This is a genomic window from Salininema proteolyticum (assembly GCF_042685645.1).
Lineage (GTDB): Bacteria > Actinomycetota > Actinomycetes > Mycobacteriales > Micromonosporaceae > Salininema > Salininema proteolyticum.
Genome location: NZ_JBHUNX010000001.1, coordinates 2816206 through 2839228, shown reverse-complemented (window position 1 = coordinate 2839228; position 23023 = coordinate 2816206). Strand labels below are relative to the sequence as shown.

The window sequence follows — 23023 nt, the reverse complement described above, 5'->3', positions numbered from 1 at the left end:
GGAAGGCTGACTTCCCTCACAGCTCCATTGCCGCCGCCTCCGGCGAGTGCGACACTCTTTAGTTATGGAAACCTGGCGCGGAATCGAAGAGACTCCCCAAGACTGGCCCCGCTCCGTCGTCGCCATCGGCGTGTTCGACGGAGTGCACCGGGGCCACCGGACACTCGTCGGCACCACCGCCGACGAAGCGAGGCGGCGCCCCGGCGCGCGCTCCGTGGTCGTCACTTTCGACCCGCATCCCACCGCCGTCGTCGCTCCCAAACACGTTCCCGCGGCCCTGACCAGCGTCGACAGGAGGGTCCAGCTCCTGGGTGAGCAGGGTGTGGACGCCGTGGTCGTCCTCCCGTTCACCAGGGAGCTGTCCCAGCTGAGCCCCGAGGACTTCGTCAAGGAGGTCCTGGTCGACCGCCTCCACGCCGAGGCCGTGATCGTGGGCGAGAACTTCCGCTTCGGCCACAAGGCCGCCGGAGACACCGCCCTCCTGGCCGAGCTGGGGGAGAAGTACGACTTCACCGTCCTCCCGCAGACCCTCGCCGCCGACGACGAGGCCTTCTCCTCGACCCGGGCGAGGGGCCTCATCGCCGAGGGCGAGGTCGAGAAGGCCGCCGAGGTCCTCGGCCGGCCCCACAGCCTGGAGGGGAGCGTGGTCCGCGGAGCCGGCCGCGGAGTCGACCTCGGCTTCCCCACCGCGAACATCGGACACGACACCCACGCGGCGGTCCCCGCCGACGGCGTCTACGCCGGCTGGCTCCACGTCGGGTTCGACCGGCTCCCGGCCGCCGTCAGCGTCGGCACCAACCCGACCTTCGGCGAGGGGGCCCGCACCGTCGAAGCCCATGCGCTGGACTTCTCCGGCGACCTCTACGGCAAGGCCGTCCGGCTTGACTTCGCTCACCGCCTGCGCGGCCAGACCACGTTCGACAACCTCGACGACCTGGTCGAACAGATAGGCGCCGATGTCGACCAGGCACGCCGCCTCTTGGAGCGCCGGTGAGGGCCTGCTAGGCTTTAACCGCCGCTCACGGGCGGCCCACGAGTCTGCACGACGCCGCGGACTGCGTGGACCTCCATCCGAACTACCTGTAAAGGGAGACCATGGCGCTCGATTCCGCCAAGAAGGCAGAGATCATCAAGGAGTACGCCGTCAACGAGGGCGACTCCGGCTCGACGGAGGTCCAGGTGGCCCTCCTGACCGCCCGCATCTCGGAGCTCACCGAGCACTCCAAGCAGCACAAGCACGACCACCACAGCCGCCGCGGGCTGCTGCTGCTGGTCGGCAAGCGCCGCCGTCTGCTCAAGTACCTCCGCAACGAGGACATCACCCGCTACCGCTCGCTCATCGAGCGGCTGGGGATCCGCGGATAAGACCTGACGGGAAGAGGAGCGGCGAGCCCGCTCCTCTTCGCGTATGACCTCCGCGTCGGACGAACCATTCGTCCCCGCAGCGCGGAACGGGTAGCATTCCAGACAGAACGTCCGGTCCCGACCGGACCCGACACCCAGGCCGCGTCCCGCGCCGAACCCCGGTCCTCGGTAGTGGCATACGGTGGAGCCCGCTCCAGCGTGTGCTTCGATCGATGACCGGAATCCTCCTCCCGCGAGGGAGGCCCCGGCGGGCCGCGCTCCTGGCGAACACAGAAAATAGGAGCACAATACACATATGACAACCGAACAATCCCAGGCCGAAGGCCACCGCCTCGGCGAGGAGGCCTCCACCGCCGTCATCGACAACGGTGAATTCGGCAAGAGGGAGCTCACCTTCTCGACCGGCAAGCTCGCCAAGCTGGCCCAGGGCTCGGCCGTCGTGCAGATGGACGACACCGTCGTCCTCGGCACCGCCGCCGCCTCGAAGTCCCCCAGGGACCACCTGGAGTTCTTCCCGCTGACGGTCGACATCGAAGAGCGCATGTACGCCGCCGGACGCATCCCCGGATCCTTCTTCCGCCGCGAGGGCCGTCCCAGCGAGAACGCCATCCTCACCTGCCGCCTCATCGACCGCGGCCTGCGCCCCTCCTTCGCCGACGGGCTCCGCAACGAGGTCCAGGTCATCGGCACCGTCATGGCGCTCGACGAGGCCCACGAGTACGACGTCATCGCGATGAACGCCGCGAGCATGGCCACCCAGCTGGCCGGCCTGCCGTTCTCCGGACCGCTCGGCTCGACCCGCGCCGTCCACATCGACGGCCGGTGGGTCTTCTTCCCGACCATCGAGGAGATCGAGCGCGCCACCTTCGACATGGTCGTCACCGGCCGCGTCCTGGACGACGGCGACGTCGCCATCATGATGGTCGAGGCCGAGGCCACCGACAAGGTCATGGAGCACGTCGAGGGCGGCTCCCCGCAGCCGACCGAGGAGATCGTCGCCGAGGGCCTCGAGGCCGTCAAGCCGGTCATCGCCGAGCTCGTCCGCGCGCAGAAGGTCCTCGCCGACCGCGCCGCCAAGCCCGAGGGCGACTACCCCCGCTTCCCCGACTTCGAGGACGACGTCCTGACCGCGGCCGAGAACGCCGTGGGCACGAAGCTCGACGAGGCGCTCACCATCGCCGACAAGCAGGAGCGCGGCGCCGCGCTCGACGCCGTCAAGGCCGAGTTGCTGGAGAAGATCGGCGCGGACTTCGAGGGCCGCGAGGGCGAGATCGGAAACGCCCTGCGCTCGCTGACCAAGAAGTACGTGCGCCGCCGCGTCATCGCCGAGAACGTCCGCATCGACGGCCGCGGCCCGGAGCAGATCCGCCCGCTGTCGGCCGAGGTCGGCATCCTCCCGCGCGTCCACGGCTCCGCCCTGTTCGAGCGCGGCGAGACCCAGATCCTGGGCGTCACCACGCTGAACATGCTGCGCATGGAGCAGGCCATCGACACGCTGTCGCCGGTCACCAAGAAGCGCTACATGCACAACTACAACTTCCCGCCCTACTCGACCGGTGAGACCGGCCGCGTGGGCAGCCCCAAGCGCCGCGAGATCGGCCACGGAGCGCTCGCCGAGCGCGCCCTGGTCCCGGTGCTGCCGGGCAAGGAGGAGTTCCCCTACGCGATCCGCCAGGTCTCCGAGGCCATCGGCTCCAACGGCTCGACCTCGATGGGCTCCGTGTGCGCCTCCTCGATGAGCCTCATGGCCGCGGGCGTGCCGCTCAAGGCCGCCGTCGCGGGCATCGCGATGGGCCTCATCAGCCAGGAGGTCGACGGCGAGACCAAGTTCGTCACGCTGACCGACATCCTCGGCGCCGAGGACGCGTACGGCGACATGGACTTCAAGGTCGCCGGCACCACCGAGTTCGTGACCGCCCTGCAGCTGGACACGAAGCTCGACGGCCTGCCCTCGGACGTCCTGGCCGCCGCGCTGCGCCAGGCCCGCGAGGCCCGCTTGGAGATCCTCGACGTCATGGCCTCGGCCATCATCGCCCCCGGCGAGCTGGCGGAGTCGGCTCCGCGCATCACGACCCTCAAGATCCCCGTCGACAAGATCGGCGCGGTCATCGGCCCGAAGGGCCAGACGATCAACCAGATCACCGAGGACACCGGCGCGGACGTCACCGTCGAGGACGACGGCACCATCTACGTGTCGGCCGAGAAGGGCCACCAGGCCGAGGCCGCCGTGGAGACGATCAACGCGATCGCCAACCCGGCCCAGGCCAACATCGGCGACCGCTTCCTCGGCACGGTCGTCAAGACTACCGACTTCGGCGCCTTCATCTCGCTGGTGCCGGGCCGCGACGGCCTGCTGCACATCTCGAAGGTGGGCGACGGCAAGCGCGTCGACCGCGTCGAGGACGTGCTCAACGTCGGCGACAAGCTCGAGGTCGAGATCACCGACATCGACAACCGCGGCAAGATCTACCTCGACAAGGTCTACCCTGAGGGCGAGGAGCCGGAGGGCTACAAGAAGGGCCGTCCCTCCCGCGACGAGGGCGGGCGCCGTGAAGGCGGCCGCGGAGGCCGTCGCGAGGGCGGGCGCGGCGGAGACCGCGACCGCGGACCGCGCCGCGAGTCCCGCGGAGGGGACGACGAGAACGGCGAGCGCCGCCGTCGTCGCCGTCGCCGCGACGAGGACTGATCCGCTGACCCAGCGTTAGAGTGGGGCGGGGCCTGGTGCCCCGCCCCTCTTTTCGTTTTTGTTCTGTATCGAGTTCTGGAGAGGACCGAAGCCTTGATTCGTGTGGGAGTACTGGGAGCCTCGGGACGCATGGGTTCCACCGTCGTGGAGGCCGTGAACGGCGCCGAGGACATGGAGCTGGCCGCCGCGCTGGACCACGGCGACCCGTTGGAGAAGCTGACCGAGGCCGGGGCTGAGGCGGTCGTCGACTTCACCCTGCCCGGCGCCGTCATGGGCAACACCGAGTGGGCCCTGAAGCACAGCGTCCGGCCCGTCGTCGGCGTGTCCGGCTTCGACGCCGAGCGGATCGCGACCGTCCGCGGCTGGAGCGAGGAGACCGGGACCGCCGCGGCGGTGATTCCGAACTTCTCCATCGGCGCGGTGCTGCTGATGCGTTTCGCCGGCCAGGCGGCCAAGTACTTTCCGTCTGCCGAGATCATCGAGGCGCACCACCCCCGCAAGATCGACGCCCCGTCCGGGACCGCCGTTCACACCGCCAGGATGATCGCGCAGGCGCGCGAGGGCCTGCCGGAGTTCCCCGACGCGACCGAGTGCGACCCGGACCACTCGCGCGGGGCGAAGGTCGACGGCGTGCCGGTCCACGCGGTCCGCGCCACCGGTTATGTCGCCAGCCAGCAGGTCTGGTTCGGCGGCGAGGGCGAGCGCCTGACCCTGTCTCACGACTCGACCGACCGGGGCTCGTTCATGCCCGGCGTCCTACTCGCCGTCCGCGAGGTGATGCGGCGCGAGGGCCTGGTCGTCGGCCTCGACGAGCTGCTGGACTAGAAGGTTCGGAAAAGGGCGGCGGGACCCGGTCCCGCCGCCCTTTTCCGCTGTCCGGCCGCCGGAACCTCTCCGTCACGTTTCGGGCGACCAGACACCGGCAGCGGTGCCCTCCCGCACGTGCCTCTCGTACACCTCGACCTTGTTGTGGATGACGTCGAGGCAGGCGCCGAGCTCGTCGAGCTTGGCCCGGACGGCCTCCTCGTGCCGCCGAAGCAGGTCCAGGCGTTCGGTCTCATTGCCCGGTCCGGAGCGGACGAGGTCGGCGAACCGTCGGATCTCGGTGAGCGGCATGCCCGAGTCGCGCAACCGGTTGACCAGGACGAGCCAGTCCACATCGGCTCGCCCGTACCGGCGTTGCCCGCCGCTCGACCGCGGAATGGCGCGGAGCATCAGGCCTTCGCGCTCGAAATACCGGAGTGCGTGGATACTCAGGCCCGTCTCAACGGCGACTTCGCCGATGGGGATCGCCTCGGCTTTATCGTTCATGAGCCGATCTTAGCTTGACCTATAGCTGACTCTAGGTTGTAGTCTCCTCGGCATGATCAAAGAACAGCACGAGATCGGCACCGGATTCGGTGCCGCCGACACCGCCGACGGGGTTCTCTCCGCTGTCGGGCTTTTCGGCAGGACGGCCCTGGTCACGGGAGGGTATTCCGGCATCGGACTGGAGATGGCGCGGGCCCTGGCAGCGGCCGGGGCTTCGGTCGTCGTCCCCGCGCGGCGCCCCGCCGAGGCCGAACGGGCCTTGGCCGGCGTGAGAGGGGTCGAGGTCGACGAGCTCGACCTGGCGGACCTCGCCGGAGTCCGGGCGTTCGCCGAACGCTTCCTCCGCCGCGGGCGCCCGCTCGACATCGTCATCGCCGCGGCGGGAATCATGGCCTGTCCCGAGACCAGGGTCGGCCCGGGCTGGGAGGCGCACTTCGCCGTCAACCACCTGGGACACTTCGCCCTCGTCAACCTGCTGCGGCCGATGCTGTCTCCGGGGGCGAGGGTCGTCTCGCTCACCTCGTCCGGACATTTCCTCTCCGGCATACGGTGGGACGACCCGCACTTCCGCTCCTCTTACGATCGGTGGAAGGCCTACGCGCAGTCCAAGGCCGCCAACGCCCTCTTCGCGCTGCACCTCGACACGCTCGGTGCGGCGGAAGGAATTCGGGCCTTCGCGGTCCACCCCGGCAGCATCCTCACCCCTCTCCAGCGCCATGTGCCGATGAAGGAACAGCGCGCTCAGGGTTGGTGGACCGAGGAGGGGAAGCCGGCCGCGGGATTCAAGACTCCGCGGCAGGGCGCTGCGACGGCGGTCTGGGCGGCCACGTCTCCGCTGCTCGACGAGCATGGTGGAGCTTACTGCCAGGACTGCGATCTCGCCGGCCCGGCGACTTCGGACGACATGCTGGTAGGCGGTTACAAACCCTGGGTCCGGGACACGGACGCGGCGGAGAGGCTCTGGGAGCTCTCGGCGGGATTGACGGGAGTGGACGGGTTCGGCTGACCCGCCCTCAGGGGTTGGTGTCCGGCAGTCGCCGGTCCTGGACCTCGTCCCCGACGTCCTGAGACGACGTCGGCTCCGGCTCGGTGGAGTCCGACGGGTCGGGTTCCTGCTCGGTGGGTTCCGAGGGGTCCGGTTCCGAGGTCTCGTCGGTGGGTTCCTCGGTGGGCGGCTCCTCCGTGGGCTCCTCGCTCGGTTCTTCCGTCGTCTCCTCCGGCGCGGACTCGGTCGGGTCCTCGGTGGGCTCCTGAGTCCATTCCCTTGTGCCCTCGGGGCTGGGCGGGGTGGACTTCTCCGGCTCCTTGACGGGTTTGGAGTCGTTGTAGTACGTGTCGAACTCGCCGGTGGTGGTCTGGCCGATGATGGTGAGGGCGCCCATGGTGAGGGCGAAGACTATGAGGCTGGACAGAGAGAGGACGAGGGCGTTTCGCTTGACCTTCCTCCGGCGGGCGGTCTTGTCCTGCTCCTCGGCGTCGACGAGGTGGAACTCCTGGGTGTCGCCGATGTCGGCGTCGGGGTCGGCGGCCACGAGGACCGTGTCCTCCCCGAACGTCCTCCCGGAGCCGAGCGGCCGGGTGTCGTCGGGGTCGAAGGCGCGGGTCGCGTCGTCGGCCCCCACGGCGGCCTGAACGCGCGTGCCGTCGGCCGCGGCGGAAAGGGTTCCGCCGGTTCCCGTCGCCTTGCCGAGCCCTGCTCCTCCGGGGAGCGTCCGGGTGGCGTCGGCGTCCTCCGGGGCGATGAGGGAGGGGTCGGCCTGGATCTCGGAGGGCACGCGGAACACCGCGGTGGCCTTCTCTGGTGTGCCGCCGCTCTTGCCGGGCTTGAAGGAGGAGCTGAAGTTGGACATCTGCGTTCTGACCTTGCTGTGAGTGGAACGCATGACCCGTTGCAGATAGACGGTGCCGACCGTGGCGCAGATGCTCAGTATGGCCGTGCCCCAGACGGTGCCCCAGAGGCCCGTCAGCTTGGCCACGATCGCTCCGATGGTGGAGGCGCCCGCGGCGGCGGCGATCTGTCCGAGGCTCAGCCCGCCCTCCGGGCTCTTCTCCTCGGCGGCCTCTCCGCCTTCGCGGCGGGACCCCGTGTTCTGGGCGGGCACCCGCCGGCGAGTGTCCTCGCCCTTGTCATCGGCGCTGTTCGGCGGCACCGGGCATCGCCTCCTGGAGTGTCTGGAACGGTGGTCGCCGCTTCGAGCGAAGGGAACCACCCGAGACACTCCATGGTCTCTTGTGCGAAGCCGTCTGCCTACGGATTGTGCGAACCATTACGATTCAATATAGGTTCGGTAACTAATACTATTCGAATCTCGTCCCGGGCGAGCCCGCGAATGTCCGAAGAGGCCAGTGAATAAACACACATTGATATAACAACGCGTGCATCCTCTATGACTCGGTATCCGCGACCCGCGGCGACGGCGAAGGGCTGGGGCTCGGACTGGGCGAGGGAGACGGCGAGGGCGAAGGCGACGGCGACGGAGACGGGGAGACCGACACGGAGACGTCGGTGGTGGGGGAGGCGCTCTCGGACTCCGTGACCGACACCGACGGCGAGGGCGACACCGACTCGCGCGGCGAGGCGGTGACGGTGACCGTCCGAACCGGCGTGATGTACCGGTCGGCCTGGCCGCTGAACACGCCCAGCAGGAACAGGGCCCCCAGGGTGATGCCGAAGACGACGAGGCTCGCGGCCACGATGCTCACCATCGTGCGGCGCCGCGAGGACGCACGGTGGACGTACTCGTCGGAGGTGGCCTTGAAGGACTCGATGACTGTCGTGTCGTCGTCGGAGGCGGACGGCTCGGACTCGGGCGACGCGGGCTCCTCCGTCCCGTCGTCGGCGTCGTCGGCCCCCGGTTCGGCGGCGTAGGCCTGCTCCTCCCACTCGCCCCCGGCCCCGCGCTTGATCGGCAGCTTTCCCACGGTCCTCTTGGTGTGGTGCATCGCCCGCAGGATGAACACGGACCCGGCGGTGGCGGCGACGCTCAGCATCGCGGTGCCGATGATGGTCCCCCAGATGCCGATGGCCTGGATGACGAGGGCCCCGATGGTGGAGGCCGCCGCCGCGGCGACCACCTGGCCCACGGTGACGGTCGGCCCGTCCTCCCGCTCGTCCCCGTCCTTTGGCCCGCTTCGCTCGGACCCGGCGCTCCTGCCTCCTCGGTAGAGCCCCATTCGCCACCTCCGGTCGTCGTCCCAGGCGAATGACCGCTCGCTCCGGGAGGCCGGGCCGCCGCGGGCCAGGGGTGGTCCCTTCGCCGGCAGCGGTCTCGCGGCCGCCGCCGTCGGCGATCAATCGTCTAGAACTAGAGGTTAGGCGCCCGGCGGCCCCCGGGGAGGGGAATCGGGGGCAAAGGGGAGGAACGGGCGGGAAGGGGTCCCGTACGATGGGGGACATGACAGTCGACGCGGCGGCCGAACCGGCGGAGCGCAGCGGGGAGCCCCCTCGCCGACCCGTGCGCGGATTCTGGAGGCCGTGGATGGGCCCGGCGGCGGTGCTGGCGGGATTCGCGGTGGCGGCCTCGGCCGTGCTCGCGACCGACCCCACCGACAACGCCGGCCCGACGACCTGCCTGTTCAAAATGATCACGGGCTTCGACTGCCCCGGCTGCGGCGGGACCCGCGCCTTCTACCACACGCTCACCCTCGACTTCCCCGAGGCGGCGCGCAACCACGCCCTGGCGCTCTTCGCCGCGCCGTTCCTGGTGTGGCTCTTCGTCCAGTGGGCGGTGCCCAGACTCATGCCGAAAGTGAGGTGGAGGCTTCCGCGCCTCCACCTCACTCCCCGGATCGTCGTCGGATTCTTCGCGGTGTGGGCGGTTTACTGGGTGTTGCGCAACCTGCCCTTCGCGCCGTTCACGCTTCTCTACGTGTAGGACGACGATCCCGCGTGCCGCGTCCGCTCCGCGGGGCGACGCCCGGCGGAACGAACCGGCCGACGCCTAGTTGCGCACGGCCCGGTGCAGGTAGACGTCGCCGGAGATGGAACGCGCGTTGATCTCGACGTTCCCCACGCCCTCCTCCGGCTTGGGGGAGGTGTCCCCGGCGGCCAGGTCGGTGACCACCGATCCGGCCTTGGAGTCGAGGTCCATCCACACGTCGGTGCCCGCCAGGACGCCGATGTTGATCGACCCCGACACCGACTTGGCGTTCACGGTCCCCTTCGACACGGAGTCGAGGGTGATCGAGCCGGACACGGTCTTGGCCTTCACCGAGCCCTCGGTGCGGTAGACCTGCACCGCCCCCGAGACGGTGTTGGCGCTGAAGTCCCCGCCGACGCGGTCCATGTCGACGGTGCCCGAGGCGGTGTTGACCCGCACGTCGTCGGAGGCCGACCGGACGGTCACCGAGCCGGAGGCGGTGGTGGCGCGGACGGTGGTGGCCTGCTCGACCTCGATGTGCCCGGCGGCGGAGTGGGCCGCGACCGGTCCCATGCGGCCGTGCGTCGACAGCGGCGCCGAGGCCGACTTCAGGGTGATGTCGGAGCCGAAGGGCACCTTCACGTCGACGTGGACGGCGATGTCCTTCTTGAAGAACCAGTTGGTCTGCTTCTCCGGTGCGACGATGCGCAGGTGGTTGGACTCGAAGTCCACTTTTGCCAGGTCGGCGGCGTCCTCGGCGTCGTCGCCGCGCTTGGCCGCGCGGATCTCGACGAAGACGGTGTCGGCCTCGTGGCCGGTCACGGTGGCGGAGCCGTCGGCCAGCGTGATGGACGCCGTGATGGGGCCGTCGGCCTCGAATTCGGTGTACTCGTTCATTGCTCGTTCCTTAGAGAGTGCGCTCGCGGTGGTGTCGGGCAGGGGGACGGCGGTGGTGCTCAGGCTCGCGCGTAGCCGGTGATGCGCTGGCTGTGGCGCGCTCCGCGAGCGGAGGTGGAGTTCTTGGAGTGCACGGCGGTGTTGATGGCGCGCACCAGCCACGCGTTGACCGAGACGCCCGAGCTCGCCGCGGCGGTCTCCACGTCCTCCTTCAGGGACTCGGGCAGGCGGAGGGTGATCCTGGCTACGTCGTCGTCCGTCGGCGGGGCCGGCGGCACGGCGGGAGCCTCGGTCTCCTCCATGTCGTTGATGGTGAAGCTGACCTCTTTGCCGCGGATCTTGAGGTCGACCGAGGCCGACGAGCCGGCCTTGTCGAGGTCTTCCGTGATCTCCGCGGCTGCCTCGGAGAGCGCCTCCATGAGGGCCAGCCTGGCCCCGGCATCGAGGGCCTCTGCCAGAAGTTCGGCGGTCCGCGCGGCGTCGTCGCCTGCCGGTGCGGCGGCAGCGGTGAGGCTGCGGCGGAGCGAATCGATGTACGGTGTCAAGTCCATGACGCCATAATGACATCATTATTGACGTCTGTCAACCGGGACGGTGAAAAAGAGCCTCCGAACCCGACCTCGGGGAGTCGCGGAGCACACGGCCGGTCACACTGACTATGTCATCGGCCAACCCGCGCCGGGGAGCGGCAGGGCCGGTCCGCGGTGCTAGTAGAGTCATTAGAGGCGCACGCGCCGCACCAGACCGGAACGCCGGGAACCCGGCAGTGAACAGGGGGACACTTCCATGCCAGAGATCGCTCCGCTCAACGTCCGACTCGTCGCCTGGACGCATTTCGAGCCCCCCGCCGACGTCCCGTGGGACACCGACGCCGAAGGCGGGCAGGCGCTCGCCGAGTTCGCCGGCCGCTCCTGCTACCAGTCCTGGAAGAAGCCCAACCCGAAGACGGCCACCAACGCCGGCTACCTCGACCACATCCTCCGGGTCGGCCACCTGTCGGTCCTGGAGCACGGCTCGGTCAGCTTCTACTTCACCGGAGTGTCCCGCTCCCTGACCCACGAGCTGATCCGCCACCGCCACTTCTCCTACTCGCAGCTGTCCCAGCGCTACGTCCCCGAGCGCGACGCCGCGATGGTGGAGCCCGACGTGATCGCCGACGACCCCGAACTGCACGAGAAATTCACCGCCGCCGCCGAAGCAAGTCAACAGGCCTACACCGAGCTGCTCGAAGGCCTCGAGAAGAAATTCGCCGACGTGGAGAACCGCACGCTGCGCCGAAAACAGGCGCGACAGGCGGCCCGCGCCATCCTGCCCAACGCCACCGAGACACGCATCGTCGTCACCGGAAACTACCGCGCCTGGCGCCACTTCATCGCCATGCGCGCCTCCGAGCACGCCGACGTCGAGATCCGCGCCCTCGCGATCGAGTGCCTCCGGCAGCTGCAGGACAAGGCCTCCAACGTCTTCGCGGACTTCACCATCACGGCCATGGAGGACGGCACGGAGGTCGCGAGCTCTCCGTACGTCACCGAAGGCTAGGAACCCGGTCCTCCACCGGGGAAGTCCCGAACAGCGAACACCTTCGAAGGAACATTGAGGGCCGCCCGCGGGGCGGCCACAATTGAGATAGTTGATTTGAGCAGGCTCGCATTGCAGTACGCTGCAAGGCGAGCCCAGAACAGTATTGGTGAAAAGACATGCGCAATGTGACTCGGCCCTTCGGGCGGACCTTGACGGCCATGATCACTCCGTTCACGCGCTCGGGGGAACTCGACGCCGACGGCTCCGCCGAGCTGGCCCGCTACCTCGTCGACGAGCAGGGCTGCGACGGCCTCGTCCTCAACGGCACGACCGGTGAGTCCCCCACCACCACCGACGCCGAGAAAATCCAGCTGATCGAGACGGTCGTCGACGCCGTGGGCGACCGCGCCCACATCCTCGCCGGCACGTCCAACTACAACACCCGCCACTCCGTGGAACAGGCCAAGTCCGCCGAGAAGGCGGGCGCCAACGGCCTGCTGCTGGTCACCCCGTTCTACTCCCTGCCCCCTCAGGACGGCATCGCCGCGCACTTCACGGCCATCGCCGACGCCACCGAGCTGCCGGTCATGCTCTACGACATCCCCGGCCGCAGCGGCATGGGCATCGCGCTGGACACCTATGGAGAACTGGTCAAGCACCCCCGCGTCATCGCGGTCAAGGACGCCACCCACAACCTGGCGTTCTCCCAGTACGTCCGCAACCGGACGGGCATCACCGTCTACTGCGGCGTCGACCCGCTCAACCTCGCCGCCTACTCCACCGGAGCCGTCGGCGTCGTGAGCGTCATCGGGCACCTCTTCGGCCGCCACATCAACGCGATGTTCGACGCCTACGACCAGGGGGAGGTCGAGAAGGCGCTGGCCATCTCCGACGCCCTCCAGCCCGCCCTGGAGGCACTCCAGGGCGGCGTCCAGGGCGTCATCGCGGTCAAGGCCGCGCTCGCCCTCAAGGGGCTGCCCGGCGGAGAGCCGCGCCTGCCGCTGACTCCGGCCGACGACGCGATCGTCGACCTGATCAAGAACAATCTCGCCGAGGTGGAGGAGATCCTGTGAGCCTGACCCGACCCAACGACCTCGGGGCCCCGGCGCCCATCGCCGACGGCGCCCTGCGCGTCGTCCCGCTCGGAGGCCTCGGCGCCATCGGCCGCAACATGACCCTGTTCGAGCACGACGGGCGCCTGCTGGTCGTCGACTGCGGCGTGCTCTTCCCGGACGTGGACCAGCCCGGCGTGGACCTCATCCTGCCGGACTTCACGCCGATCCTCGACCGCCTCGACGACATCGAGGCCATCGTCATCACGCACGGCCACGAGGACCACATCGGCGGCATCCCGTTCCTGCTGCGGCACAAGAACGACATTCCGCTGGTCGGCTCGCAGTTCTCCATCTCTCTGGTGGAGGCGAAGCTCAAGGAGCACCGCATCCGCCCGACCTCGACGGTCGTGGCGGAGGACGAGACGCTCGACCTCGGCCCGTTCGGGCTGGAGTTCCTGGCGGTCAACCACTCCATCCCCGACGCCCTGGCGGTGGGGATCCGGACCTCGGCGGGCACCGTCCTGCACACCGGCGACTTCAAGATGGACCAGCTGCCGCTGGACGGCCGGATCACCGACCTGGCCGGCTTCGCGCGGCTCGGATCCGAGGGGGTCGACCTGCTCCTGTCGGACTCGACCAACGCCGAGACGCCCGGCTTCGTGGCCTCGGAGCGGGAGATCGGCCCGGTCATCGACGACATGTTCGACGGCGTCACAGGCCGCATCATCGTGGCCTCCTTCGCCAGCCACGTCCACCGCGTCCAGCAGATCTTCGACGCGGCGCACAACCACGGCCGCAAGGTCGCCTTCGTGGGCCGCTCCATGGTCCGCAACATGGGCATCGCCCAGGACCTCGGCCTGCTCAACGCCCCGGCGGGGCTCATGGTGAGCATGGACGAGGCGGTCACCCTGCCCAAGGACAAGGTCGTGTTCATGTCCACCGGTTCGCAGGGCGAGCCGATGAGCGCCCTGGGCCGCATGGCCTCCGGCGACCACCGGCACATCAAGGTGGAGCCGGACGACACCATCATCCTCGCCTCCTCGCTGGTGCCGGGCAACGAGACGGCCGTCTACGGCGTCATCAACCGCCTGGCCATGACCGGCGCGACGGTGATCCACAAGGGCGTGGCCAAGGTGCACGTCTCCGGGCACGCCCCGGCGGGCGAGCTGCTCTACGTGCTCAACACCGTCAAGCCCTCCAACGTGCTGCCCGTCCACGGTGAGGCGCGGCACCTGCAGGCCCACGCCCGCCTGGCCGTCCAGTCGGGGGTGGACCCCGAGCAGGTCATCGTCGCGGAGAACGGCGACGTCATCGACCTCGTCGACGGAAAGGCCGTCCTGGCCGGGCACGTCGACAACAAGCTCATCTACGTCGACGGACTCTCGGTCGGCGACGTGGGCGAGCCGGTCCTGCACGAGCGCCGGATCCTCGGCGACGGCGGCTTCATCGCCGCCACGGTCGTCATCGACTCCGAGAACGGCAAGGTCGTCGGCGGGCCGACCATCTCGGCCAAGGGCTTCTCGAACGACCCCAACGCGTTCGACGACGTCCTGCCGCTGATCAGCGACGCCATGGAACAGGCGGCGTCGGAGGACGTCTCCGACCCCTACCAGCTGCAGCAGATCCTGCGCCGCACGGTCGGCAAGTGGGTCAACGACACCTACCGGCGCCGACCGATGATCGTGCCGCACGTCCTGGAGGTCTAGGAGTCCGCGGATTCCACGAGGGCGGGGATCGCTCCCCGCCCTCTTCTATGCCCTGGGCGGCGTTGCCATGCCCTGGGCAGCGGACTACTCGGGTGTCATCACGCCGGCGGCGCGCCGCCTCCGGGCGGTGCCTGCGGGCCCCCGGCGGGCGGTACCTGGCCCGGCTGGACGTTCACCGCCGGGCGGGCCGGCTCCTGGGGAACGTAGTACTGCGGCGCGGGGCGCTGCTGGATCCTCAGGTCCATCAGGAACGTCGCGGCGGCCAGGATGACCAGGCCGGCCGCGATGAGCCAGAAGCCGGTGCCAGCGCTGACCTCGATCTCCGGACCGCTGGAGGGCTCGGGTTCGAACGGGCTGCCCTCGTCGACCTGCTGCTCCTCCTCGGCCATCTTGATGAAGGCCTTCACCTGCGCGGTCGGCCCGTAGGCCGCGGCGATGCCGACGACGGCCAACAGGACGGCCGCGCCCCGAGCGGCCCACCGGGCGGAGGCAATCCGCATGACGGAGAGCGCGACGGCGGCGATGAGGAACGGGACGACGAGCGTGACCTGGCTGTCAGTGCTCCCGCTGAAAAGGCTGGAGAAACCGAAGAATCCGAGGGGGTCGCTCCCGCCCCCGTCACCCTCGATATTGGTCGGCGGCTGGGTCAGCCCGACCGCGAGCAGGAACGCGCCCAACAGGGCGACGCCCAGGCCGATCCCCAGGCCGGGAGTGAGCGCGGACCGCGGCGGCTCGGCCGCGACGGGCGGCGGAGCCGCGACGAACTGCTGTTGAGGCTGCTGAGCGGCGGGCGGAGGGGGCTCCGAAGCGGGGGCCGCGGCGGGCTGGGCCGCGCCCTCGGACGGAGCCTGGCCCGCGGGAGGGGCCATGTCGGGCACGTCCGGAGGAGAGGGGTTCTCCCCGGCCGGTTCCGGAGACGGATTCGTATTGGTCATGACTTCACCATACTGGACACCCGCCCCGGCCACCGGCCGTGGAAGATCAAGGACGGAGGCTCCCCGGCCTCTCAGAACTTGGCGGCCGACATCGACAGCGGATTCGGCGGGGCGATCCGCACGTCCTCGAAGACCATGTCGGAGGGCGCGTCGACCAGGCCGACCACCGTGTCGGCCACACTGGCGACGCTCGTGGCGCGCTTCGGGTCGTACTCGGCACCGATGTCCTCGCGCACCTGGCGCTGCATATCGGTGTCGAAGTGCGATGGGAACAGGCTCGACACGCGCACCCCGGCCGCCCTCTCCTCGCCGCGGAGCGTGTCCGCGACGGCCTTCAGCGCGTGCTTGGAGGCGGCGTACGAACCCCACTGGGCGCTAGCCGACAGGCCGGCACCGGAATTGACGAAGACCACGTGGCCCTCCGCGCGGCGCAGGGCCGGAAGCAGGAGGCGGGTCAGCTCGACCGGGGCCAGCACGTTGACCTCCATCGTCTGGCGCCACTCCTCCAGCGGCTGCTCCTCCACGGTACCGATATGGGCGACGCCCGCATTGTGGATCAGCACGTCCGCGCGCTCGATCTCCGCGTCGGCGACCGGCGCGGCCAGCGAGTCCGGATGCGACAGGTCCGCGATGACCGTCTGCGCCGCCCGAAGGCCCGCGAGCGACTGCTCGGAACGGACCACGGCGATTACGCGGTCGCCCCGCGCGATGAACTTCTCCGCCAGGGCGCGGCCCAGCCCGCGCCCGGCTCCAGTGATGACGATTGTCTTTGGCACCCCGCCACCATAACTCGCTCGGTCGCGCATCGCGATCGGACCGCGGGCGCTATCCTCGTGTACATGGCCGGAACCAAACGCCCCCGCAAGAGCTCGGGAGCCGCACGCAAGCGCACCGCCTCCTCGGGCGCTCGCCGCACGGCGTCGGGCCGGAAGACCGGCTCCGGGACGGCAAAGAAGGCCGCTCCGGCCAAGCGCCGCAAGACTCCCGCGCAGAGGGCGGCCGCCAAGAAGCGCCGCGCCGAGATGATCCCCGGTCCGTCCGAAGTGGCGGGCAAGGCGGCCAAGGGCATGTGGAACGGCACCGCGAAGGCCACTGGAGCCGTCGCGCGCTCGGTGCGCCAGGAGGCCGCCTCGGCCCGCGAGCTGGAACCCGAGCACCGCCGGGACGCCCTGGGGTTCTTGTGGATAGCCGTGGCCATCGTGCTGGGCGCCGCACTCTGGTGGGACGTGACCGGAGTCGTCGGCGACTACCTGACCTCCGCCCTGGAACTGGTCATGGGCCTGGCCACCCGCGTCCTGCCCGTGCTGTTCCTCTTCTGGGGCATCAAGATCATGCGCCAGGTGCCTCCGGAGGAGGGCCACGGCCGCTCCCTGATCGGCTGGATGGCCATGTGGGCCGCGAGCCTCGGACTCCTCCACCTGATAGACGACCGCCCGCAGACCATGACCGACATCATGGACGCCGGCGGCTACGTCGGCTGGGCCGTGGGCGGAGCCCTCTCTCTGGGCGTCTCCCCGTGGGTGGCCGTGCCGCTGCTGGTCCTGCTGCTGTTCTTCGGAATCCTCGTCGCCACCGCCACCCCCGTCCGGGCGCTGCCCGAGCGCCTGGGGTCCCTGTGGGCGCTGGCCACGGGAAGGGTCCCCGACTACGAGTCCGGAGAGGTGTTCCCGGACGAAGAGGAAGAGCCCGAGGAGAAGCCGAAACCCAAGAGGCGCAAACGCAAGAAGGAACAGGACGCGCAGGAGACCCTCCCCATAGAGCTCGGCGAGGACGGGGAGCCCGCCCTGCCCAGGCTGAAGCCGCAGGAGGTCCCCCAGCTCAACGCCGACGAAGAGGACGAGGAGCCTCCGCCCCCTCCGGCGCCCAAGCCGGCCGCTCCCAAGGAGAGGCCCGCCGCGGCCAAAGAGGTCGACACCCCGCTGGTCAACGAGATCGCCGACGGCGGCCAGTACCGCCTGCCCGAACTGGACCTGCTGACCGTCGGCCCGCAGGCGAAGAAGCGCTCGCGCGCCAACGAGACCGTCATCGCCTCCCTGCAGGAGGTCTTCGAGCAGTTCAACGTGGACGCCGCCGTCACCGGATTCACCCGCGGCCCCACGGTGACCCGCTACGAGATCGAGATCGGGCCCGCCGTCAAGGTCGAGCGCGTCCTCCAGCTGTCCAAGAACATCGCCTACGCCGTCAAGAGCGCGGACATCCGCATCATCAACCCGATCCCCGGCAAGAGCGCCGTGGGGGTGGAGATCCCCAACACCGACCGCGAGGCAGTGGCGCTGGGCGACGTGCTGCGCTCCAAACAGGCCAAGGACGACTCCCACCCGCTCGTCAGCGGCCTGGGCAAGGACATCGAGGGCGGCTTCGTCCTCGCCAACCTCTCCAAGGCCCCCCACATGCTCATCGCCGGAGCCACCGGCAGCGGTAAATCGAGCTGCATCAACTCCATTCTGGTGTCGCTGCTCATGCGCGCCACCCCCGACGACGTCCGCGTCCTCCTTGTCGACCCCAAACGCGTCGAACTGACCTCTTACGAGGGAATCCCGCACCTGGTCCACCCCATCGTGACCAACCCCAAGAAGGCCGCCGACGCCCTCAACTGGGTGGTCAAGGAGATGGACCAGCGCTACGACGACCTCGCCAAGGCGGGGGTCCGCCACGTCGAGGAGTTCAACCGCAAAGTCGACTCCGGCGAGCTGAAGACCATGCCCGGCTCCGACCGCCCTGCCCGCCGCCACCCCTACCTGCTGGTCATCGTCGACGAGCTGGCCGACCTCATGATGGTCGCCGCCCGCGACGTCGAGGAGTCGATCGTCCGCATCACCCAGCTGGCCCGAGCGGCCGGCATCCACCTCATCCTCGCCACCCAGCGGCCCTCAGTCGACGTCGTCACCGGCCTCATCAAGGCCAACGTGCCCTCGCGGCTGGCCTTCGCCACCTCCTCCCTCGCCGACAGCCGCGTCATCCTCGACCAGCCCGGCGCCGAGAAGCTCGTGGGGCGCGGAGACGGCCTCTTCCTCCCCATGGGAGCGGCCAAACCCGAGCGCATCCAGGGCTCCTGGGTCGACGACGACGAGATCGAGGCCGCCGTCGCCCACGCCAAGGACCAGCTCTCCCCGCAGTACATCGAAGAGGTCACCGCCACCCTCCAGCCCAAGAAGGACATCGACCCCGACATCGGCGACGACCTCGACGTGCTGTGCCAGGCGATCGAACAGGTCGTCACCACCCAGTTCGGCTCCACCTCGATGCTCCAGCGCAAACTGCGCGTCGGCTTCGCCAAGGCCGGCCGCCTCATGGACCTCATGGAGACCAGGGGAGTGGTCGGACCCTCCGAGGGCACCAAGGCCAGGGACGTCCTCGTCAAACCCGAAGACCTGGACGGCGTCATCTCCTCCATCAGGGGAGAGCCCGCCGCTCCGCCAAGCGACGTCCCCTTCTAGGGGACGGGTCCCTGTGTACCCGAAACAAGGAGGCTCGACGATGAGCGGACACAGAGAACGAGGCGTCGAGAGCGCCATCGAACAGGCCATCAGGCAGGGCGCGTTCGACGACCTGCCCGGCGCGGGCAAACCGCTGGAGAACCTCGACACCTCCGAGGGCTGGTGGCTGCGACAGAAGAGCACGCGGGAGAAGATCGGCGAAGAGGCGCTCCCCGCCACCATCCGGCTCCGCAAGGAGCTCGACGAGCTCGAGGACCGGGCCGACGGCTTCACCAAGGAGTCCGACCTGCGCGAATACCTCGAAGACCTCAACGCCCGGCTGAAGAAGGCCCTCATGTACCCCGGCGACGGTCCCCCGATCAACCGGGGCCTGGTCGACATCGACGAAGAGGTCGCGGCCTGGAGTGACAGAAAGAACCCGTAGCGCTCAGGCGCCGGCGGACGTGAGTAACGCATGTCCCACTCTCGTCCGCCGTCAATCCGCCCGGCGCGGTCGGTAGAATTCATCCAGTGTCAGCAGCGGAACAGAAAACAAGAAAAGTCTCGGTGATCACCCTCGGCTGCGCCCGCAACGAGACGGACTCCGAGGAGTTGGCCGCCCGGCTCGGCCACGGCGGCTGGTCCCTCACCGAGCAGTCCGACGAGGCCGACGTCATCATGGTCAACACCTGCGGATTCATCGAACAGGCCAAGACCGAGTCCATCGACGTCATTCTGTCCGCCTCCGAGACCGGCAAGAAGGTCGTCGCCACCGGGTGCATGGCCGAACGCTACGGCGACGACCTGGCGAAGTCCATGCCCGAGGCCGACGCCGTGCTCGGCTTCGACCACTACCCGCACATGGCCGAACGCCTCGACCAGATCCTCGCCGGCGAGACGATCGACGCCCACCGGCCCTCCGACCGCCGCAAGATCCTGCCGCTCAGCCCCGCCAAGCGCCAGGACGCCGCCGCGGTCGTCCCCGGCCACAACCGCGAGGCCCAGGCCGACGGGACGACCCTCGACCAGGGCCCCGCCCACCTCACCGTCATGCGCCACCGCCTCTCCAAGGGCCCCGTGGCCAACCTGAAGATCGCCTCCGGCTGCGACCGGCGCTGCACCTTCTGCGCCATCCCCAGCTTCCGCGGCGCCTTCGTCTCCCGCCACCCCGACGAGATCGTCGCCGAGGCCGCCTGGCTCGCCTCCGACGGCGTCAAGGAGCTCAACCTCGTCAGCGAGAACACGACCTCCTACGGCAAGGACCTCGGCGACCCCGACGCGCTCGCCGACGTCCTCAGGCGCCTGGCCGACATCGACGGCATCGAGTGGATCCGCCTCTCCTACCTGCAGCCGGCCGAACTGCGCCCCTCCCTGGTCTCCGCCATGGGAGCGATCGACAAGGTCGTGCCCTACTACGACCTGTCCTTCCAGCACTCGGCGCCCAACGTGCTGCGCCGCATGAAGCGCTTCGGCTCCACCGACAACTTCCTCGCCCTGCTCGACCAGGTCCGCGAGTACGACCCGGCCGCCGGCGCCCGCACCAACGTCATCGTCGGCTTCCCCGGCGAGACCGAGGAGGACGTCGCCGAGCTCGTCCGCTTCCTCGAGAACGCGCGCCTCGACGCGGTCGGGGTGTTCGCCTATTCGGATGAAGACGGCACGGCCGCCGCCGACCTCGACGGCCACCTCGACCAGGAGGTCGTCGACGCGCGCGTCGAGAAGATCTCCGGACTGGTCGACGAGCTCATCAGCCAGCGCTCCGCCGACCGCCTCGGCGAGACGCTCACCGTCCTGGTCGAGTCGGTGGCCGACGACGGCGTGGACGGCCGCGCCGCCCACCAGGCCCCCGAGGTCGACGGCACCACCGCCCTGGTGGGTGACGTCGACGGACTCGCCGAGGGCGATTTCGTCACCGCCCGGGTGGTCGACAGCTACGGTGTAGACCTGATCGCCGAAGTGATAGAGGTTTCACGGTGAACGACCAGCCCAAGCCCGTCTCGGCCTGGAACATCGCGAACGCCATCACCGTCGCCCGCATCCTGTTGGTGCCGGTGTTCGCCGTCCTCGTGGTCCAGTCGGGAATGGTGGACTCCGGCCTGCGCGTCGCCGCCTGCGCGGTGTTCCTCATCGCCTCGCTGACCGACTTCCTCGACGGCTGGCTCGCGCGCTCGCGAGGCCTGGTCACCTCCTTCGGCAAGCTCGCCGACCCGATCGCCGACAAGGCCCTCATCGGCACCGCCCTCGTCCTGTTCAGCCTGGACGGCGTCCTGCCGTGGTGGGTGACGGCGGTTATCCTGGTGAGGGAATTGGGAATAACGGCACTGCGGATGGCCGTTCTGAGACACGCGGTGATCCCCGCCGGCCGCGGAGGGAAGGCCAAGACGGTCTTCCAGATCACGGCCGTGGCCTGGTACCTGTGGCCCTGGCCCGAGTGGCACCTGGGCACGTGGGAGATCCCCTTCGTTCCGTTCGGCCACGTCCTGATGGGCGCGGCGGTCGTCCTGACCGTCGCCACCGGTATCGACTATCTGTGGAAAGCCTGGAAAGTGACTGGACGCGGTGTCGGGAAGACGGGGTAGGCTATAAACCTGTACTCATGTGAAGAGACTTGGAGGACGCGATGGTCTTGATGAGGGAATTGCTTGGACAGACCCTTCGCCGACGTCGCCGCGCCCAGAAGCGGACGCTGAGGGACGTCTCCAAGGACGCCAACGTCAGCCTGGGCTACCTCTCGGAGATCGAGAGGGGCCACAAGGAGCCGTCGAGCGAACTGCTCTCGTCGGTGTGCGGCGCACTCCAAGTGAAACTCAGCGAAGTGCTGGCCGAGGTCGCCCGCGAGGTCTCCAAGTCGGAGCGCGAGGAGCGCATGCAGGCCGAGGGCACGCAGGTCCGCCTGCTGCCGCGTCCGCAGCTGCCCGCCACCGAGCACCGCCGCCCGCTGGGCGCCGGCTCCGACAAGGCTCGCCCGGGCAACAACCTTCCGGCCAATCCCGGTCCCAAGCGGGGATCCGGCGGAGAGGTGACGAACTCTCTGCTGGAGACGGTCCGCTAGGGTCCCGGAGGGCCTTTCGCGAGACGGCGGACAACCGGCGCCGACTCGCCTTATCCGCCTAGGCGAGTCGTATTAGAATTGTGTCATGACCTGTCGGTAGTGCCGCAAGAGCGGTATCTACAATCAAGGAGTGCCCGTTTCGCGTCATGGCGGGGATGGGGCACACTGGTCACCGGAACGGTACGTCCCCCTCACAGGGGAGTCTCCGGTCCGATCGACACCCAATTGGCACCGAAGCGTCGGCGTAGAGCAAACCACCGGAAGGACCCGAGAAATGGCCAATCCGTTCGTCAAGGGCTGGAAATACCTCATGGCGCTGTTCGGCGCGAAGATCGACGAGCACGCCGACCCGAAGATCCAGATCCAGCAGGCCATCGAAGAGGCCCAGAAGCAGCACCAGACCCTGGTGAGCCAGGCGGCCTCGGTTCTCGGCAACCAGCGCCAGCTGGAGATGAAGCTCAACCGCTCCATGGAGGAGGTCGAGCGGCTCCAGTCGCAGGCCCGCCAGGCGCTCGTGCTGGCCGACAAGGCCCGCGCCGAGGGTGACGAGAGCAAGGCCCGCGAGTTCGAGAACACCGCCGAGGTCCTGGCCGGGCAGTTGGTCTCCACCGAGCAGTCGATGGAGGACCTGAAGGTCATGCACGACCAGGCTCTGCAGGCCGCCGACCAGGCGAAGCAGGCCGTCGAGAACAACCAGATGATGCTGCAGCAGAAGCTCCAGGAGCGCACCAAGCTCCTCGGCCAGCTGGAGCAGGCCAAGATGCAGGAGACCATCGCCTCCTCGCTCGAGTCCATGTCCGACACCGCCGCTCCGGGAAGCACTCCCGACTTCGGGGAGATCCGCGACAAGATCGAGTCGCGCTACTCCACGGCCATGGGCCGTGCCGACCTGGCCTCGAACTCGGTCGAGGGCCGCATGCTCGAGGTCAACCGCGCCACCCGCGACATGGCGGGCGTCTCGCGCCTGGACCAGATCCGCTCCTCCCTGGAGGGCGACAAGCTGTCGGGCTCCGGCTCCGGCTCCGGCGCCGGCGAGGAGAAGAAGGACGCCGCTCCGGCCGAGTCGAAGGACACGGTCACCAACGCCCGCCTGGCCGACATCCGCGCGTCGCTCGACGACGGCGGCGAGGCCGAGGCCTCCAAGGGCTAGCACGCCGACTTCAGCGGGAAGGGCGCCGGAATGGTCCGGTGCCCTTTCTCATGTCCGCGTCACGGGCGT

Annotated in this window: 22 protein-coding genes; 15 read left to right on the top strand and 7 right to left on the bottom strand. The window is 69.2% G+C overall.

Features of this window, described 5'->3' with window-relative positions:
• The first annotated feature begins 64 nt into the window (after positions 1 to 64).
• From ACFTE1_RS13135 to dapB, 4 genes are all read left to right on the top strand, one after another.
• On the top strand, positions 65 to 994 hold the full coding sequence (locus ACFTE1_RS13135) for a bifunctional riboflavin kinase/FAD synthetase (protein ID WP_380622569.1): 930 nt from the start codon (positions 65 to 67) through the stop codon (positions 992 to 994).
• 101 nt (positions 995 to 1095) lie between these two features.
• Positions 1096 to 1365 (top strand): 30S ribosomal protein S15, encoded by a 270-nt coding sequence (gene rpsO, locus ACFTE1_RS13130; protein ID WP_380622571.1) that lies wholly within the window; start codon positions 1096 to 1098, stop codon positions 1363 to 1365.
• A 295-nt stretch (positions 1366 to 1660) separates the two neighbouring features.
• The gene (locus ACFTE1_RS13125) at positions 1661 to 4051 is read left to right on the top strand and encodes a polyribonucleotide nucleotidyltransferase (RefSeq protein WP_380622574.1); all 2391 of its coding nucleotides are present in this window, start codon (positions 1661 to 1663) and stop codon (positions 4049 to 4051) included.
• Between the two features lie 96 nt (positions 4052 to 4147).
• Positions 4148 to 4876: a 4-hydroxy-tetrahydrodipicolinate reductase gene (dapB, locus tag ACFTE1_RS13120; RefSeq protein WP_380623102.1), complete on the top strand. Its 729-nt coding sequence runs from the start codon at positions 4148 to 4150 to the stop codon at positions 4874 to 4876.
• A gap of 72 nt (positions 4877 to 4948) precedes the next feature.
• On the opposite strand, the gene ACFTE1_RS13115 is transcribed toward dapB, so the two are convergent.
• Complete coding sequence (locus ACFTE1_RS13115; RefSeq protein WP_380622576.1) at positions 4949 to 5362, bottom strand: MerR family transcriptional regulator; 414 nt, start codon at positions 5360 to 5362, stop codon at positions 4949 to 4951.
• Between the two features lie 52 nt (positions 5363 to 5414).
• On the opposite strand from ACFTE1_RS13115, the gene ACFTE1_RS13110 reads away from it, so the two are divergent.
• Positions 5415 to 6368, top strand: a complete 954-nt coding sequence (locus ACFTE1_RS13110) for an oxidoreductase (protein ID WP_380622578.1) — start codon at positions 5415 to 5417, stop codon at positions 6366 to 6368.
• Positions 6369 to 6375: 7 nt separating this feature from the next.
• On the opposite strand, the gene ACFTE1_RS13105 is transcribed toward ACFTE1_RS13110, so the two are convergent.
• Positions 6376 to 7512, bottom strand: coding sequence for a hypothetical protein (locus ACFTE1_RS13105; RefSeq protein ID WP_380622580.1), 1137 nt, complete (start codon positions 7510 to 7512; stop codon positions 6376 to 6378).
• A gap of 235 nt (positions 7513 to 7747) precedes the next feature.
• A complete protein-coding gene (locus tag ACFTE1_RS13100; protein ID WP_380622582.1) occupies positions 7748 to 8536 on the bottom strand; it encodes a hypothetical protein in 789 nt (262 codons plus the stop codon).
• A 221-nt stretch (positions 8537 to 8757) separates the two neighbouring features.
• On the opposite strand from ACFTE1_RS13100, the gene ACFTE1_RS13095 reads away from it, so the two are divergent.
• Positions 8758 to 9237 carry a DUF2752 domain-containing protein gene (locus ACFTE1_RS13095; RefSeq protein WP_380622584.1) on the top strand — a complete coding sequence of 160 codons (480 nt, stop codon included), beginning with the start codon at positions 8758 to 8760 and terminating at the stop codon, positions 9235 to 9237.
• A gap of 66 nt (positions 9238 to 9303) precedes the next feature.
• Here ACFTE1_RS13095 and ACFTE1_RS13090 read toward each other — a convergent pair whose 3' ends face one another.
• On the bottom strand, positions 9304 to 10119 hold the full coding sequence (locus ACFTE1_RS13090) for a DUF4097 family beta strand repeat-containing protein (protein ID WP_380622586.1): 816 nt from the start codon (positions 10117 to 10119) through the stop codon (positions 9304 to 9306).
• A gap of 59 nt (positions 10120 to 10178) precedes the next feature.
• Positions 10179 to 10670: a toxin-antitoxin system HicB family antitoxin gene (locus tag ACFTE1_RS13085; RefSeq protein WP_380622588.1), complete on the bottom strand. Its 492-nt coding sequence runs from the start codon at positions 10668 to 10670 to the stop codon at positions 10179 to 10181.
• 235 nt (positions 10671 to 10905) lie between these two features.
• Between ACFTE1_RS13085 and thyX the strand changes: the two genes are divergently transcribed.
• The 3 genes from thyX (at position 10906) to ACFTE1_RS13070 (ending at position 14401) form a co-directional block, all read left to right on the top strand.
• Positions 10906 to 11658: an FAD-dependent thymidylate synthase gene (thyX, locus tag ACFTE1_RS13080; protein ID WP_380622590.1), complete on the top strand. Its 753-nt coding sequence runs from the start codon at positions 10906 to 10908 to the stop codon at positions 11656 to 11658.
• Positions 11659 to 11816: 158 nt separating this feature from the next.
• The gene (gene dapA / locus ACFTE1_RS13075) at positions 11817 to 12713 is read left to right on the top strand and encodes a 4-hydroxy-tetrahydrodipicolinate synthase (protein WP_380622592.1); all 897 of its coding nucleotides are present in this window, start codon (positions 11817 to 11819) and stop codon (positions 12711 to 12713) included.
• 98 nt (positions 12714 to 12811) lie between these two features.
• Positions 12812 to 14401, top strand: a complete 1590-nt coding sequence (locus ACFTE1_RS13070; protein WP_380623104.1) for a ribonuclease J — start codon at positions 12812 to 12814, stop codon at positions 14399 to 14401.
• A 98-nt stretch (positions 14402 to 14499) separates the two neighbouring features.
• Here the strand turns inward: ACFTE1_RS13070 and ACFTE1_RS13065 are convergent, their stop codons facing one another.
• Positions 14500 to 15336, bottom strand: coding sequence for a hypothetical protein (locus ACFTE1_RS13065; RefSeq protein ID WP_380622594.1), 837 nt, complete (start codon positions 15334 to 15336; stop codon positions 14500 to 14502).
• A 71-nt stretch (positions 15337 to 15407) separates the two neighbouring features.
• Entirely contained in the window at positions 15408 to 16112 is a 705-nt protein-coding gene (locus tag ACFTE1_RS13060; RefSeq protein ID WP_380622596.1) for an SDR family oxidoreductase, read from the bottom strand.
• 63 nt (positions 16113 to 16175) lie between these two features.
• On the opposite strand from ACFTE1_RS13060, the gene ACFTE1_RS13055 reads away from it, so the two are divergent.
• The 6 genes from ACFTE1_RS13055 (at position 16176) to ACFTE1_RS13030 (ending at position 22954) form a co-directional block, all read left to right on the top strand.
• Positions 16176 to 18773: an FtsK/SpoIIIE family DNA translocase gene (locus tag ACFTE1_RS13055; protein ID WP_380622597.1), complete on the top strand. Its 2598-nt coding sequence runs from the start codon at positions 16176 to 16178 to the stop codon at positions 18771 to 18773.
• A 40-nt stretch (positions 18774 to 18813) separates the two neighbouring features.
• Positions 18814 to 19197 (top strand): DnaJ family domain-containing protein, encoded by a 384-nt coding sequence (locus ACFTE1_RS13050; RefSeq protein WP_380622599.1) that lies wholly within the window; start codon positions 18814 to 18816, stop codon positions 19195 to 19197.
• Positions 19198 to 19283: 86 nt separating this feature from the next.
• Entirely contained in the window at positions 19284 to 20729 is a 1446-nt protein-coding gene (rimO, locus tag ACFTE1_RS13045; protein WP_380622601.1) for a 30S ribosomal protein S12 methylthiotransferase RimO, read from the top strand.
• Positions 20726 to 21331, top strand: a complete 606-nt coding sequence (gene pgsA / locus ACFTE1_RS13040; RefSeq protein WP_380622603.1) for a CDP-diacylglycerol--glycerol-3-phosphate 3-phosphatidyltransferase — start codon at positions 20726 to 20728, stop codon at positions 21329 to 21331. The genes rimO and pgsA overlap by 4 nt, the downstream gene beginning before the upstream one ends.
• Positions 21332 to 21372: 41 nt before the next feature.
• Positions 21373 to 21804 carry a helix-turn-helix domain-containing protein gene (locus ACFTE1_RS13035; RefSeq protein WP_380622605.1) on the top strand — a complete coding sequence of 144 codons (432 nt, stop codon included), beginning with the start codon at positions 21373 to 21375 and terminating at the stop codon, positions 21802 to 21804.
• Between the two features lie 274 nt (positions 21805 to 22078).
• Entirely contained in the window at positions 22079 to 22954 is an 876-nt protein-coding gene (locus tag ACFTE1_RS13030; protein WP_380622607.1) for a PspA/IM30 family protein, read from the top strand.
• Positions 22955 to 23023: the final 69 nt, after the last annotated feature.

Excerpts from the sequence above, each read along its gene's own strand:
- ACFTE1_RS13090 (WP_380622586.1), bottom strand. The coding sequence starts at position 10,119 with ATGAACGAGTACACCGAATTCGAGGCCGACGGCCCCATCACGGCGTCC.
- ACFTE1_RS13070 (WP_380623104.1), top strand. The coding sequence starts at position 12,812 with ATGACCCTGTTCGAGCACGACGGGCGCCTGCTGGTCGTCGACTGCGGC.
- ACFTE1_RS13125 (WP_380622574.1), top strand. The coding sequence starts at position 1,661 with ATGACAACCGAACAATCCCAGGCCGAAGGCCACCGCCTCGGCGAGGAG.
- ACFTE1_RS13095 (WP_380622584.1), top strand. The coding sequence starts at position 8,758 with ATGACAGTCGACGCGGCGGCCGAACCGGCGGAGCGCAGCGGGGAGCCC.
- ACFTE1_RS13030 (WP_380622607.1), top strand. The coding sequence starts at position 22,079 with ATGGCCAATCCGTTCGTCAAGGGCTGGAAATACCTCATGGCGCTGTTC.
- rpsO (WP_380622571.1), top strand. The coding sequence starts at position 1,096 with ATGGCGCTCGATTCCGCCAAGAAGGCAGAGATCATCAAGGAGTACGCC.
- ACFTE1_RS13065 (WP_380622594.1), bottom strand. The coding sequence starts at position 15,336 with ATGACCAATACGAATCCGTCTCCGGAACCGGCCGGGGAGAACCCCTCT.
- thyX (WP_380622590.1), top strand. The coding sequence starts at position 10,906 with ATGCCAGAGATCGCTCCGCTCAACGTCCGACTCGTCGCCTGGACGCAT.
- dapA (WP_380622592.1), top strand. The coding sequence starts at position 11,817 with ATGCGCAATGTGACTCGGCCCTTCGGGCGGACCTTGACGGCCATGATC.
- ACFTE1_RS13035 (WP_380622605.1), top strand. The coding sequence starts at position 21,373 with ATGGTCTTGATGAGGGAATTGCTTGGACAGACCCTTCGCCGACGTCGC.
- ACFTE1_RS13110 (WP_380622578.1), top strand. The coding sequence starts at position 5,415 with ATGATCAAAGAACAGCACGAGATCGGCACCGGATTCGGTGCCGCCGAC.
- ACFTE1_RS13085 (WP_380622588.1), bottom strand. The coding sequence starts at position 10,670 with ATGGACTTGACACCGTACATCGATTCGCTCCGCCGCAGCCTCACCGCT.
- ACFTE1_RS13135 (WP_380622569.1), top strand. The coding sequence starts at position 65 with ATGGAAACCTGGCGCGGAATCGAAGAGACTCCCCAAGACTGGCCCCGC.
- ACFTE1_RS13055 (WP_380622597.1), top strand. The coding sequence starts at position 16,176 with ATGGCCGGAACCAAACGCCCCCGCAAGAGCTCGGGAGCCGCACGCAAG.
- ACFTE1_RS13100 (WP_380622582.1), bottom strand. The coding sequence starts at position 8,536 with ATGGGGCTCTACCGAGGAGGCAGGAGCGCCGGGTCCGAGCGAAGCGGG.
- ACFTE1_RS13115 (WP_380622576.1), bottom strand. The coding sequence starts at position 5,362 with ATGAACGATAAAGCCGAGGCGATCCCCATCGGCGAAGTCGCCGTTGAG.
- ACFTE1_RS13050 (WP_380622599.1), top strand. The coding sequence starts at position 18,814 with ATGAGCGGACACAGAGAACGAGGCGTCGAGAGCGCCATCGAACAGGCC.